This is a genomic window from Sphingobacterium sp. SGL-16, from assembly GCF_011043515.1.
In the GTDB taxonomy this organism is placed as follows: domain Bacteria; phylum Bacteroidota; class Bacteroidia; order Sphingobacteriales; family Sphingobacteriaceae; genus Sphingobacterium; species Sphingobacterium litopenaei.
Window position 1 is genome coordinate 1 of sequence record NZ_JAAKGQ010000006.1, and the last position, 14,101, is coordinate 14,101.

A 14,101-nucleotide genomic window follows, 5' to 3' on the forward strand; every position below is an offset into this window, starting at 1 on the left:
GGTCGGAACGGGAATTAATCCCGTTCCTCCTATCCGATTTGTAAACTTTCTTTTCTAGCTAATTTAGTTTACTGTATTATCCTAGGTATAGTCTTTTTCCCTATTTTTGAAGTAAAACATTTATTATTATGGGTATTAATAAGGGATTCTTAATAGAAGTAGAAAGAGAAACAGCAAGTACACGTTTGTTAGTAGAAAGGATTAAAGACGAGCATTTATCTTATAAGCCACATCCTAAATCGATGACTTTAGGCGACTTGGCCGCCCATATTGTGGGGTTGCACAATTGGGTAAAGAAAGCTTTATCGGTAGACGTGTTTGATATGCAAACTATGTATACACCTTGGAAAGTAGAATCTGCCCAAGAACTATTGGATGTGTTGAATGCTGGATATACAGATAATGTGGCAACTATTGAAGGAATGTCTGATGAAGCATGGCAGAAAATCTGGACTTTTCAAGTAGGAAGTCATATTATTGCACAATTACCTCGACTTGGAACATATCGATTTATTATTCAGAATCACTTGATTCACCACCGTGGGCAATTGACGGTATATATGCGTTTATTGGATATTCCTTTGCCGGGCTTGTATGGTCCTTCGGCAGATGAAAAATAAATCAAAAAGGATTCAATTGAATCCCTTTTGTTTATAATGTACTGAATGAAATACTACTCGAATTGTTTTTATCAAAATAAAGTCGATGCGTATTCTTAATGAAATCCTCCTCTTTAGCTTTAAAAACATCAATCATTTGATTGGGATTTCTATCTACTAGTGGGAACCACGTATGTTGAATTTGAATCATCAATTTATGTCCTTTTTTGATGGTATGAGCTACATCAGGTAAGGTAAATTTCACTGTAGTAATTTCATTAGGTTTAAAAGCTTTTTCTTTATCAAACCCCTCACGGAATCTTCCTCTCAATACTTCACCACGAATCAACATTTGATAGCCTTTCATTACGACTTTCTCCGAAAGAGGAGATGTCGATTTTGTAGCATCTGGGTAGACATCTATTACTTTCACAATAAAATCTGCATCAGTGCCGGTCATCGAAACCTTCAGATCAGCAGTAATAGGCCCAGCCAAAGTTAAATCTTCTTCCAAAATATCTGTTTCAAAAACCAAAACATCCGGTCTATTGGCTACAAAACGTTGATCGGCAATCATGTATTCACGTGTACGCTCTGTAATAATTCCTTCTTGAAAAGGTACAGGTTTGTTAGGATCTGAAATATATTCTGTATAAGCATTATTATTTTGAGGTTGAGCTGTACTTAACTTTTGATTTTGTTTCAAATAATAAGTTTTTGTTGAAGTTTCCTTAGGAGGCCATTGTGCAAAGGTTTTCCATTCGTTGGAACCAGAAAAATAAATATTAGCTTCAGCAGCTTTAAAATCTCCCTTACCTTTCAAATAATAATCAAAAAATGGAAGTTCAAACTTTTCTTGATAAGTAAGACTTGTTTTCTCTCCGAAGCGAATATCTCCAAATGAATCTCCAGCTGAACGAACCCATCCACCGTGAAACCAAGGACCGATAACCAAAATATTGTTATTGACTTTATTTCTTTGCTCTATTTGTCTGTATGTTTCAAACGCACCATAGGTATCCTCTGCATCAAAAGTTCCACCTACGATCATTACAGCTGGTTTTACATTATTCACATAGTTCGTGATTGTTCTGCTGCTCCAAAAGGTATCTAAAGTCTGGTGCTTGGCGAGATCATCCCAAAATTTTACGGTATGTCCTAAATACTCATCTTTTAATTTGCCTATAGATGGATTTTGCAAGAAGAATTTGTAGTAGTCTTTTGAGATTAGGTTAAATCCTTTAGGCGCATCAGCATTGGTCATCGGTTTTGGTCTTGGAGCATCGAAGGTATACATGAAGCGGAAAGCATCCATTAAAAATAAAGCACCTCCATGACGAAAATCGTCACCAATAAACCAATCCGTTACAGGAGCCTGTGGAGAAACAGCTTTTAATGCTGGATGTGAATCTACTAAAGCTACAGTAGAATAAAATCCAGGATAGGAAATACCATACATACCCACTTTGCCATTGTTGTTTTTTACTTTTTTCACCAACCAATCAATAGTATCGTAAGTATCCGTACTCTCATCGATTTTTGCTTTGTTATCTTTAGAACGTGTAGGTCTAATATTCTCAAAAACACCTTCACTCATCCATTTACCGCGTACATCCTGATACACGAAAATGTATTTCTCTTTCGCCATCTGCGGAAAATTTCCCAATGAACTTTTGTATTTGTCTTCGCCATAAGGAGCTAAGGTATAAGGAGTACGATTGAGTAGGATAGGATATTTCTGAGATTTATCTTTTGGAGTATAAATGGATGTAAATAACTTCACTCCGTCCCGCATGGTGATATACTCTTCGGTCTTGTCATAATTCGCTTTAATATATTCTTCATCTACTTCTTGCGCATAGCCTTTGAGTAGTATAAACACAAAGAGAATGCAAAATAAGAACTGTTTTTTCATCGGATTATTTCTATTTTAGATTAGATAACTAAAGTTATTCTTTTTTGATAAAAGATGGTAATAAAATACATAATACTACCAAAGCCTATTCTCACTACAAATAAATAATAATATTTTTAAATGGTTAATAATCAATGTGTTAATATTTAATTCTATTTTTTTTCAATTTCCATGTAATAAAAGCTTAACACAATCTGTCTTGTTATTAAATAAGCGTTATTAATCTATGATGAATCAAGAAACCTTTAAAAATACGGTGTTTGTTCTGAAGGACAAGTTGTACCGATTTGCGAATAGGTTTTTAGAACATCAAGAAGATGCTTACGATTTAGTTCAAGAAGTGATGTTGAAACTTTGGGAGCAGCGCAGTCAATTGGAGCGTATACAGAATGTGGAAGCTTTTTCGATGCAGATGGTCAGAAATTTAGCGTATAACAAAGTAGATAAATTAGGTAGACAAGCTAAATATTTAAACCAATTGCCAGCCGATATTCAACCCGAACAATATCCTTCGCTAACAAAAGAATTGGTGCTGAAAATGATAGATGCACTGCCCGAAAAGCAAAGATTGGTCATGTATCTGCGAGATATCGAAGAGTATGAAATTATTGATATAGCAGAAATGGCACAATTGGAAGAAAATGCAGTTCGCGTCAACTTATCAAGAGCTAGAACAACTGTTAGAGAAAACTTAACTAAAGTGTTTGAGTATGAAAAGAGAAGAATTGGATAAGCTGATAGAAAAGTATTTTGCAGGAAATACTTCGCTAGAAGAGGAGCGTCGATTGAAAGAATTGGAAAATGAGGAATTCTTTAATTCCTTAAAAGAACCAGCTGAAAAAATGGACTGGGATTTTGAATCTTTCTTAGAAAAGACAAACGAAGTAGAGGAGGATGTGAAGCAAGCAAAAGTAATTCCATTAAAACGTAGAATTATGCTGTTTACAAGTATTGCAGCTTCTTTATTGTTGGGTTTCTTTTTTGTGCAACAATTGATAATTAGAAATACAGTTAAGATTGAATCACATATAGCTTATCAGCAAACCGAAACAAAAGAAACTGTTGATAATTATAACTCAGTCAAAGATGAAACGCCAAAAGAAGAAACAATAGCTGATCCAATAAAAAAAGTTTATGCACCTGCACAATTGGCTTCAGTCAAAAAAGTAGAAAGAAAAGCTCAAGTAGTTGAAACAGTAGAGCCAGAAGATGAGATGTATGTAGAGATTAACGGTGTTCGAATTTATGATGAAGAAAAAGCTTTAGAAATAACAGAAGCGGCACTTCACCTCGCGACATCAAATCTCAAAAAAGGAATGGAAGGAGTAGAAAATATTAAATACCTTAAAATAGAAATATAGATTATGAAAGCAATGAAAACCATATTAGTACTTATCAGTCTGTTCGTATGCAGTATGACACAGGCTCAGATCTCCAAATTGGATCAAATATTCGAGCAGTATAAAGAGCACAAAGGTGTGACTTCTATAAAAATCGGCAAACCAATGTTCAAAATGTTGAATAAGATGAAGATGAGCGATTCGGATTTGGAAACCATCAAGCCTTTGTTGAGTAAAGTGAATTCCATTAAGATGTTGATTTTTGAAAATGCAGGATCTTCCATTCAAAATGATGTAAGCTCAGCGATTCGAAATTTAAAATACGAGGAATTGATTGCCATAAATTCAGAAGGAAATAATATCAAGTTTTTAGCAGAGAATGTGGATGGTGATTTCTTGAGTAATTTGTTATTAAGTATAAATTCTGGAGATGGCGAAACGATCTTTATGATATTGGATGGTGCTTTGAAATATGATGATCTTAATGCACTTGTGAGCAAAAATTAATACTAACATTTAATTACTATATTATGAAAAGCCTACGAATTATACTTCTTTTACTCTTAGTGTGGAGCATGCAAAGTTGCATGATCAAAAGAGGATCAAATATGGAGTTTGCTAAGAAATCAGACTTCTCCAATGATGCAGAAATTGTATCAATCAATGTACCACGCATACTCATGAAATCTTTTATCATTGGCAAGATGAAAGAACTTAAAGAAGATGATCCAGCATTAGCCATGGCCATCAAAAAGATTAAGAAAATCAAATTTATGGCTGTGTCGGGTGCTACTACCACTAATCTATCCGATAAATTCAACAGCTACTTAGCTAAAAACAATTTTGAGGAATTAATGAGTTTATACAGCGAGGGTGCAAGAATTACTATCAATACGAAAATGAAAGGTGACAAAGTTAAGAATATCATGTTGGGTATCAAAGATAGTGAAGATCATGTTTTCGTGGATATTAAATCAGATTTGGATATCAATGAACTGAATCGTTTGATAGAAGAATATGAAGATAAGAAAGAACAAAACGCTTCGATTGTACAATAGATCAGAAATCTTTTCAAAACAAAAAAGGAGACTCTTTCGAAGTCTCCTTTTTAATACATTGTATATATTGAAAATATTATTTAGCTAATTCTTCAGCGATAGCTTTACCGATCTCAGCAGGAGATTCCACTACGCGGATACCACACTCACGCATGATAGCCATTTTAGCAGCAGCAGTATCATCAGCACCACCTACGATCGCACCAGCGTGACCCATACGGCGTCCCGGAGGCGCAGTTTGACCAGCGATGAAACCAACTACTGGTTTTGTACCGTTTTCTTTGATCCAACGAGCAGCTTCAGCTTCCATACCACCACCGATTTCACCAATCATGATGATACCTTCAGTTTCTGGATCGTTCATTAATAATTCTACAGCTTCTTTAGTTGTAGTTCCTATGATAGGGTCACCACCAATACCGATAGCTGTAGTGATACCTAAACCAGCTTTCACAGTTTGATCTACTGCTTCGTAAGTCAATGTACCTGATTTTGAAACAACACCTACTTTACCTTTTTTGAAGATAAAACCTGGCATGATACCAATTTTAGCTTCTTCAGCAGTAATGATACCAGGACAGTTAGGACCGATCAAACGAGAATTTTTGTCACTCAAGTAAGATTTTACTTGAATCATATCTTTAGTAGGGATACCCTCTGTAATACAAACGATTAATGCGATTCCAGCAGCAGCAGCTTCCATAATAGCATCTGCAGCAAATGCTGGTGGAACGAAAATAATAGAAACATTAGCACCTGTAGCATCTACAGCATCTTGTACTGTATTGAATACTGGACGGTCTAAGTGAGTTTGACCACCTTTACCAGGTGTAACACCACCTACAACTTGCGTTCCGTATTCAATCATTTGAGACGCGTGATAAGTACCTTCTGTTCCAGTGAAACCTTGAACGATAACTTTTGAATCTTTATTTACTAATACACTCATTGTTCTAATTTTTAGCAGAGCAAATCTACTATTTTGTAACGACTTCTGGAAATAATGCTTACTCTATTCGGTCTTTTTTTTATTAAAACTTTATTTTCTTCAGGATATCCCAAAGTACGATCCCGATAGTTACGGATACGTTAAATGAGTGTTTAGTACCGAATTGCGGAATTTCGATGCAGCCGTCTACCTGTTCCATGACTTCTTCATCCACACCATGGACCTCATTGCCGAAAACGAATGCGTATTTGTCGTTTTCCGATATTTCAAATTGCTCTAAAGAAACAGAACCTTCTGCTTGTTCGATAGCCAGGATTTTATAACCTTGCTCTTTTAATGCTTGAACGGCATCTGTCGTTTCTTTATAATGTGTCCATTCTACGGATTGCGTAGCGCCTAAAGCCGTTTTTTCGATTTCGCGGTGTGGAGGCGTGGCTGTGATACCACATAGAATGATTTGCTCGATAGCGAATCCATCAGCCGTACGAAAGGCAGATCCTACATTGTGCATACTGCGCACATTATCCAATACTATAGTAATAGGTGTTTTTTCTAATTCTTTGAAGGATTCAATATCAACTCTATTGAGTTGGTCCATAGACAATTTTTGCATGATGCAAAAATACTTAATTTTAGCTTTAATAAAGATGTTAGATAAATAACTGCTATATTTTGTTTATCTTTGCAGAGTAATTAAAGGATTCGGATAGAAACTTGAAAATAGATTTTGAATATTGAATAATACTCGTTATTTTTGCAATCCGAATTTAATATAAAAAGTATTATAAAATATATAGCTAATAGAAATGGCAAATCATAAATCAGCGATTAAAAGAATTAGAGCTAACGCTGCGAAGCGTTTAAGAAACCGTTACCAAGCAAAAACAACTCGTAACGCAATCAAAAAATTACGTAATACAACTGACGCTACTGAAGCGAAAGCATTATTACCACGTGTTGTTTCTATGCTTGATCGTTTGGCTAAGAAAAACGTTATCCACAAGAAAAAAGCTTCTAACAACAAATCTAAATTAACTAAATTAGTTAACAAGTTAGGTTAATCTTCGGATATTAAGATATAGAAGGATACAGCAATGTGTCCTTTTTTTATTTGCATCTTATTTTTGGTTGATAAAAAAAGGCTCGATTAATTTGCACTGCCCCCAAAAAGTTAGACACTTTCTGGGGGTATTTTTATGGAACGAAAAGTCAAATATGATTTAACATTTAAACTTAAGTGTGTTAAATTAGTTGAGGAAAAACATCATTCAGTCACATCGGTATCTGGGCTATATGGCATTAATATTAGCCAACTTGATCGGTGGCTACAGGACTACCGACGACTAGGATTAAAGGGTTTAATTTCTAGTAAGAATAAAACTTATACTGCTGCCTTTAAGTTGCGAGTTATTCGAGCAATTGAACGCTATGGTTTAAGTTTAAGCGAAGCCAAATTTAAGTTTAACATTCCCAATGGGAGCACTATTTGTCAATGGCAAAAAAGTTTTGCTACCTTTGGACTGGACGGTTTACAACCCAAACGAAAAGGCCGTCCTGTGCAAGATATGAGTACTTATAAACGCAAAGCCCGCAAATCTAATAAGCCATTGACTCGTGAAGAGGAACTATTAATAGAGAACGAAAAATTGCGTTGTGAGGTAGCATTCTTAAAAAAGTACAATGCCTTAATTCAAGCGCAAGAGGAAGCGGAATCAAAACAAAAATCCAAGCCATCCAAAAATTAAGGCACGAATTTGATTTAGCATTATTGCTAAGTTATGGCAAGGTGGCACGAAGTACCTATTATTATCATGAGAAAAGTGAGCGAAAGGACAAATACCAATTACTTAAAATACTGATAAAGAGTATTTATAACAAGCATAAAGGTCGATATGGTTATAGACGTATCACCGACGAATTACGCAAGAAAGGTGATGCTGTCAACCACAAAACAGTACTTAAAATCATGAAAATGCTAGGTCTTGGACAATGCAGTTATTGAAAACCTCTTTGGAACATTAAAATCAGAGCTATTTTACATCCAAAAATTCAACAGCATAGCACAATTAAAAAGAGAAATTAAGGAGTATATCAAATATTACAATAATGAGAGAATCAAATCCAATCTAAACAAAATGAGCCCGGTCGAATACCGAACTCATTATTATAAATCTTTAAACTAAATTTGTCTAAACTTTGGGGTGCAGTCTAATTCGAGCCTTTTTTCGTTAATATCTTGTTAATGATATTGTCTAATTGCTGAGGTTGCTTTTTATACTTTTCTAAATCGTATAATTCCACTTTACGAAAATCTATTGGATGACTTTCTGATTGTAAATATATATATCCACCAGTCAATGGTTGCCCATCTTTCTTAACGGCAGGATCGTACCCATCTACCATATCTCCACCAATTTGTGGTTTAGAATACTCGATTACAGTTTCACCCTCCAAGACGTGACGAATTACCGAATCACCCAATACTACGAATTCTGCTGTTACCCATTGATCACCATGATAGGTTTTAGATTTAGCATTAATACAATGCGGACTGAATAATTTATCATTCATTACGACATGTGTACCTGGTGTACAAAGATTGGAAGTCGTACGTACGGATTTAGGATCATTATCTCCCCCTAAAAATTGTGCTTCAATGGAAATAGGGAAGTTCTGGTCTATACCCATAGTTTTTGGGTCTTGTCCATGCAGCATAGCCCCGCTGTTGCGCCATGCCCAGCCTTCGCCGCCTTTAGGTTGTTCACCTACAAAACGATATTCCACGCGTAGTACATAATAAGAGTATGGTGTATTGTAAGCAATATGACCATAACGGAAATTAAAATTGTCGTATTGGTCGTACCTTACCTTCATCATACCATCTTCTACACGGAAAGTATTTCCAAAATTTTCACCTACCGCATAATTTCTGATTTTAGGTGTCCAGTTTTTAAGGTCTTTACCATTAAAAAGCTGGATAGCTTTTGGTTCATCCTCAGTAGACTTGACAGTGCTAATCTGTGTAGAGCAAGATAAAATTGATACAGTCGCTAATGCCGACCATACGAGTGTTTTAAACGTCATAATTTTAAAGGTTTAGATTAGAAGTATTATAATAAAGTGTGCTGATGCTTAACGTAATCGCTTGGGCGAACCCCGATTACTTTGTTAAATGTATTACTAAATGTTGGAAGACTGCTGTATCCTACTTTCAAAGCAACTTCGTTTACACTTAACTTTTCGTCTAATAAAAGCTTAAGCGCCGTTAACATACGCAAAATTGTGTAATATTGAATAAAAGACATGTTTAATTCTTTTTGAAATAATCGAGCAAGTGTCCGCTCACTTATATCAAAATTTTGTGCAAGTACTTTGAAGCTTACATTTTCCGAAATGTTGGATTCTAAATACTTAATAATGTCTTTTAGCTTTTGATTTTGGGGATAAGGTAGAGCCAGAGGTAATTCGGATTGCGAAAGTTCTGGCAAAATCAGCTTGAAAGCTTTAGCAATTGAGTATTTCGGCTCTTCCACAGGGAAAATATTACCATTCCAACGGTTGGTAAACATTATAAGTTCGATCAATAAATCATTTACCGGATAAATGTTTATTTTTTCAAAAAAGTCAGTATCTGTTTCATATTTAGGAAAATAAAGGTTTCGCATTACCACGTGCGAAGAACTCGGATGAATACTGTGTTTCATACCAGCTGGAATCCAAATGTAATGTCTCGCAGGAAGAAAGTAAGATTTTGTAGCCGTTTTCAAAAAGACAACACCTCCTTCTGTGTATAAAAATTGTCCTTTTTTGTGGACGTGCTCACCAATATAACTATCTCCCATTAATGCATGATGACAATATATACTGTCTTCGAATGCATCAACCTCGGTCATGTAATACTTATTTACATATTCCTTTTCCATATAACATAATTTGTAAACAAATTTCTCGTTTTTAAGTTAAATAACCAAAAAGTGAGTGTTTGGTCACTTGATGATTCTAGTTTTTATTGATTTGTGTTAAATAATAATCGGTCTTTTTAGAATGTAAATGCATGTTTATTAATACATTGAATATAACACTTAATAAATTTTAATATCAAAAATATAATTAAATTACTGATAGTCAGTTTATTAAATGGTTTTTCTACTATATAGATAATTAAGTGACTGAAAATAATAAAAATGACGTTCTATTAATCATTAATATTGTAATGTTATTTGATTATAAGAGAGATAACGCCTAGTAATATACATAGAAAATGAGTTTAAGTAGAATACGTTTAGAATCTTTGCATAGTAAAGTAATGACTGCAGGGGAAGCAGCTCAACTAATTAAAGACGGTATGGTTGTGGGTTCGAGCGGCTTTACGAAGGCGGGAGATAGTAAGGTCGTACTTCCGGCTTTAGCAGAACGTGCAAAGACAGAAAATGTAAAGATTACGTTGATGACAGGTGCTTCATTGGGTCATGATACAGATGGTAAATTGGCTGAAGCAGGTGCTTTGAAAAAACGTATGCCTTTCCAAGTAGATCGTACATTACGTAATAAAATCAATGCTGGTGAAGTATTGTTTATTGATCAACACTTAAGTGAAGCGGCAGAATTATTACACAATAAAAACCTTCCTCCAGTCGATATCGCTGTGTTGGAAGTAACCTATATTGATAGAGACGGAAGTTTTGTGCCTACAACTTCTGTAGGTAACTCGTTGACATTTGCGAATCTTGCGAAACAAGTAATTTTGGAAGTCAATACAGCTATTCCGGAGGAATTTTATGGGTTGCACGATATTTATCAAGCTGAAGATTATCCACATCGTAATGTAATTCCTATTGTAGCGCCTTGGAATAAAATTGGTCGTAAGACTATTCCTTTGGATCCAAATAAAGTTGTAGCTATCGTATTTACAGATAAAAAGGATAGTCCTGCAGATATCGCTGCTCCAGATGAAAAAACAACCAACATCGCGAAACATATCTTGAATTTCTTTGAAAACGAAGTAAAGTTAGGTCACTTGACGGAGCGTTTGCTTCCTTTGCAAGCAGGTATTGGTAAAGTAGCAAATGCCGTGTTGACAGGTTTCAAAGACAGTAATTTCTACGATTTGACTATGTTTTCCGAAGTGTTGCAAGACAGTACTTTTGATTTGATCGATTCCGGAAAATTGAGTTTCGCTTCTGCATCTTCAGTTACAGTTTCGCAAGATTGTTATGATCGTGTCTTTGGTAATTTGAGCAAATACAGAGATAAATTTGTATTGAGACCACAAAATATTTCCAATACACCAGGTTTAATCCGTCGTTTAGGAGTTATTGCCATCAATACAGCTATTGAATTTGACTTGTACGGAAATGTGAACTCTACACATATTTCGGGAACAAAAATTATGAACGGTATCGGTGGCTCGGGCGACTTTGCACGGAATGCATACTTAAGTATTTTCGTAACACAAGCCGCTTCCAAAGAAAATAAAATTTCACACGTATTACCAATGGTTTCGCACGTGGATCATACAGAGCATGATGTAGATATCTTGGTAACAGATATTGGTTTAGCAGATTTACGTGGTTTAGCACCTCGTGAACGCGCACAAAAAATCATTGATAACTGTGTGCATCCAGACTATCGTGAAGAATTACAGTCTTATTTTGATAGAGCATGTGAGCGCGGTGGACATACCCCTCATTTATTAGAAGAAGCATTTAGCTGGCATTTGCGCTTAGCAGAAACAGGCAGCATGAAAAAGAATTAATTTTAATACTTTCTTGGTTTTTATTCAACTAAAGTCGCAATTTATATTGCGACTTTTTTAGTGTATTTTCTTTTACGAATAGTTTGCTGTATAAATCCAATCAAAATTAAAACTATAATAGGAGAGGCTACATTGATTAGTTGCCATTTCAATTTGTCCTGCTTAACTTGAGTTTGATCCAATAGGCGAAGTTTTACTTCGCGATTACGCAAGGTTATTAGCTGCTCGTCATTCGTTAAATAATCTACTACATTCTGTAGTAAAGTTTTATTTGCAAATTGTTTTTCGGTATATCTGTCCCAGCCTAATGGATAAGGTGATTCATCTTTGGTATTCACTTGATTGATTAACCAATCACCATCTGCGATAACAAACATCTTGGCTGGTTTCGAAATATTAGTAAGATTAACGGGATCTTTAATTCCGGAAGGAGCTGGTCTATTTTCGAAAATATAGGGAAAATGGCCTGAAAGCAGTACTGCTACGGGTTTTTGCTCGCTTCGGAAACTAGTAGGATCGGGCTGTTCTTCTACCATTTGCAAGGATATGATAGAACCTGTTTGGTAAATTTTGGCAAAAGGTGATGACTCTAGAATAATTTCCTTTTTGATTTTAGGATTCGCTATAGTATCGATTGTCCCAATAAATTCAGTGCGAATTCCGTCTAAATTTTTAATAATTGGATGAGGACGATTCGGCATCAAAATAGGGAAAAAGAACCATGGGGTCAATTCGATTTGTGCTTGTCCGTTGATATTTCCCACAGACATCGGGATTTGTGCACAATTCATATCAGCTAGGACATCATAGTTCAATCGGGCGCCATAAAGAAACAGTTGATCATCCAAATTTAATTCTCTACCGATTAGCACTTGTTTCCCCGGTTGCCTTAAATGATCCAATTCTGCATCCACCTGGTCGATTGCCCAAACAAGCGAACCCCCATTGCGCACGTAATAATCCAATTTGTATTTGTCGCTTTCTGAAAACTTAGTTTTAGGCTTTGCAATAATTATCGTTGAAAATTTTTGTAAATCTTCCAGTTGAATCGAATCCAGGTTTACACGTCCTACTTGATGGGTTTGCGCAAAAGTTTGCATTGCATCATACAATTCTAAGTCTGAAGGCTCATTGTGACCTTCAGTAAATCCAATAAAGGGTTTTATTGGATTAGAAAGCTTTTTGATAGCAGAGATAAATCCATATTCCAGGTTTTGAATGGAATTATTTAATATCTGTTCTGGATTTAGGCCAATTTTATTTTGTAATAGATTTACATTTACTTCTTGTTCACCTTTATTCACAATAGCGTAAGGGAAAATCAGATTTTGTGAATAACCGCTGCTATTTTTTACACTCAGATTTGTCGGTTGCAATCCTCTGCTAATGAGTGCTTCATAAATTTGTCGTTTCTCTTCTTCCGAACCTTCCTGTGGATTTATAATGTTTACTTTTATAGCTCCATTGGACAAGCGATTCATATCACGTGCCATATCAATGGCTGATTGTCGTAATCTTTTGAATCCACTAGGCAATTTTCCGTCTAGAAAAATCGTTATGTAAATATCATTATCAGCTTTTTGCAGAATGTCTTTAGAAGTTGAGCTCAGCGTATATCTTTTATCTTCTGTAAAATCAATTCTTCCGAAAAGATTGGAGACAAAAGATTGGTTTAAGAGAAATATTACTAACAATGTGAAGGCATAAACAGAAAATGTTTTCTTTCTTTTTCTAAATTTTCGACCTAGATGACCAACTGAAAGAATCAGAAAAAGAACAATAAAACTAATGAAGTAAATCAAATCCGAAGCCAGCATGACGCCACGACTCAACGCTTCATAGTGGTATTGAATACCAAATGCTGCTATCCAATTTTCATTGCCAACCGAAAACTTACTTATCGCATCAAAACCATAATAACTAAAAAAGCACAATATTACCGAAAGCAAAAGGGAAATAATAGGATTGTTAGACAATGCTGAACCAAAAATGGATAACGCTGTAAATGCAGCTGTCAACAGAAATAATCCAACATAAGAACCTGTTATCCCGCCAATATCTATATTTCCGATAGGAGAAGCTAATAAATAAAGTCCATTTGGATAGATTAACGTAGGCACTAATGCAAATAGAGACACGGTCAAACTTCCTAAATACTTACCTAATACAATTTGATGAAATGAGATAGGTCTGCTTAGTAATAAATCAAAAGTTCCATTCGCCTTTTCTCCAGCGATACTCTGCATAGTGACGGCCGGAATTAGCAACAAGAGCAAGTAAGGTGCAAGTTGAAAAAAAGAATCTAAATTAGCATAGCCATTGTCCAAAATGGAAGTCTCGGGGAATACCCAAACTAGTAGACCCGCTACTATAAGAAATAAGCCTATAGCTAAATAGCCAATAAAAGAATTAAAGTAGGATATAACTTCTTTTTTATAAATACTAAGCAATTTCTTCAGGTTTTAAGTCCGAAAATAGGAAATAT

16 protein-coding genes are annotated in these 14,101 nt (G+C 35.2%); 10 read left to right on the plus strand and 6 right to left on the minus strand.

All coding sequences use genetic code 11. The annotated features are described in order from the left end of the window. Positions 1–128 precede the first annotated feature (128 nt). Complete coding sequence (locus G5B32_RS03540; protein ID WP_165290185.1) at positions 129–620, plus strand: DinB family protein; 492 nt, start codon at positions 129–131, stop codon at positions 618–620. 31 nt (positions 621–651) lie between these two features. On the opposite strand, the gene G5B32_RS03545 is transcribed toward G5B32_RS03540, so the two are convergent. Beyond that, complete coding sequence (locus tag G5B32_RS03545) at positions 652–2,514, minus strand: CocE/NonD family hydrolase (protein ID WP_165290186.1); 1,863 nt, start codon at positions 2,512–2,514, stop codon at positions 652–654. 226 nt (positions 2,515–2,740) lie between these two features. Between G5B32_RS03545 and G5B32_RS03550 the strand changes: the two genes are divergently transcribed. From G5B32_RS03550 to G5B32_RS03565, 4 genes are all read left to right on the plus strand, one after another. After that, positions 2,741–3,247 carry an RNA polymerase sigma factor gene (locus tag G5B32_RS03550; protein ID WP_206366779.1) on the plus strand — a complete coding sequence of 169 codons (507 nt, stop codon included), beginning with the start codon at positions 2,741–2,743 and terminating at the stop codon, positions 3,245–3,247. Beyond that, positions 3,225–3,875 carry a hypothetical protein gene (locus G5B32_RS03555; protein ID WP_165290187.1) on the plus strand — a complete coding sequence of 217 codons (651 nt, stop codon included), beginning with the start codon at positions 3,225–3,227 and terminating at the stop codon, positions 3,873–3,875. Before G5B32_RS03550 ends, G5B32_RS03555 begins: the two co-directional genes overlap by 23 nt. A gap of 3 nt (positions 3,876–3,878) precedes the next feature. Then, positions 3,879–4,361: a DUF4252 domain-containing protein gene (locus tag G5B32_RS03560; protein WP_223815481.1), complete on the plus strand. Its 483-nt coding sequence runs from the start codon at positions 3,879–3,881 to the stop codon at positions 4,359–4,361. Between the two features lie 68 nt (positions 4,362–4,429). Then, on the plus strand, positions 4,430–4,912 hold the full coding sequence (locus G5B32_RS03565) for a DUF4252 domain-containing protein (protein WP_206366780.1): 483 nt from the start codon (positions 4,430–4,432) through the stop codon (positions 4,910–4,912). A 76-nt stretch (positions 4,913–4,988) separates the two neighbouring features. Here the strand turns inward: G5B32_RS03565 and sucD are convergent, their stop codons facing one another. Then, complete coding sequence (sucD, locus tag G5B32_RS03570) at positions 4,989–5,861, minus strand: succinate--CoA ligase subunit alpha (protein WP_165290189.1); 873 nt, start codon at positions 5,859–5,861, stop codon at positions 4,989–4,991. An 82-nt stretch (positions 5,862–5,943) separates the two neighbouring features. After that, positions 5,944–6,474: an RNA methyltransferase gene (locus G5B32_RS03575; RefSeq protein ID WP_165290190.1), complete on the minus strand. Its 531-nt coding sequence runs from the start codon at positions 6,472–6,474 to the stop codon at positions 5,944–5,946. 193 nt (positions 6,475–6,667) lie between these two features. Here G5B32_RS03575 and rpsT point away from each other — a divergent pair, with 193 nt between their 5' ends. The 4 genes from rpsT (at position 6,668) to G5B32_RS17600 (ending at position 8,044) form a co-directional block, all read left to right on the plus strand. Beyond that, positions 6,668–6,922, plus strand: coding sequence for a 30S ribosomal protein S20 (gene rpsT / locus G5B32_RS03580; protein WP_165290191.1), 255 nt, complete (start codon positions 6,668–6,670; stop codon positions 6,920–6,922). A gap of 135 nt (positions 6,923–7,057) precedes the next feature. Further along, positions 7,058–7,606, plus strand: a complete 549-nt coding sequence (locus tag G5B32_RS03585) for a helix-turn-helix domain-containing protein (protein ID WP_165290192.1) — start codon at positions 7,058–7,060, stop codon at positions 7,604–7,606. 41 nt (positions 7,607–7,647) lie between these two features. Then, entirely contained in the window at positions 7,648–7,863 is a 216-nt protein-coding gene (locus G5B32_RS03590; RefSeq protein WP_165290193.1) for an IS3 family transposase, read from the plus strand. Beyond that, complete coding sequence (locus G5B32_RS17600) at positions 7,844–8,044, plus strand: IS3 family transposase (RefSeq protein WP_165290194.1); 201 nt, start codon at positions 7,844–7,846, stop codon at positions 8,042–8,044. Before G5B32_RS03590 ends, G5B32_RS17600 begins: the two co-directional genes overlap by 20 nt. Before the next feature lie 25 nt (positions 8,045–8,069). Here G5B32_RS17600 and G5B32_RS03600 read toward each other — a convergent pair whose 3' ends face one another. Together G5B32_RS03600 and G5B32_RS03605 are read right to left on the minus strand one after the other, a co-directional pair. After that, complete coding sequence (locus G5B32_RS03600; RefSeq protein WP_165290195.1) at positions 8,070–8,945, minus strand: DUF1080 domain-containing protein; 876 nt, start codon at positions 8,943–8,945, stop codon at positions 8,070–8,072. A 26-nt stretch (positions 8,946–8,971) separates the two neighbouring features. Beyond that, positions 8,972–9,784: a helix-turn-helix transcriptional regulator gene (locus G5B32_RS03605; protein ID WP_165290196.1), complete on the minus strand. Its 813-nt coding sequence runs from the start codon at positions 9,782–9,784 to the stop codon at positions 8,972–8,974. Between the two features lie 338 nt (positions 9,785–10,122). Between G5B32_RS03605 and G5B32_RS03610 the strand changes: the two genes are divergently transcribed. Continuing rightward, complete coding sequence (locus G5B32_RS03610; RefSeq protein WP_165290197.1) at positions 10,123–11,616, plus strand: acetyl-CoA hydrolase/transferase family protein; 1,494 nt, start codon at positions 10,123–10,125, stop codon at positions 11,614–11,616. A 41-nt stretch (positions 11,617–11,657) separates the two neighbouring features. On the opposite strand, the gene gldG is transcribed toward G5B32_RS03610, so the two are convergent. Then, complete coding sequence (gldG, locus tag G5B32_RS03615; RefSeq protein ID WP_165290198.1) at positions 11,658–14,066, minus strand: gliding motility-associated ABC transporter substrate-binding protein GldG; 2,409 nt, start codon at positions 14,064–14,066, stop codon at positions 11,658–11,660. Between the last annotated feature and the right edge of the window lie 35 nt (positions 14,067–14,101).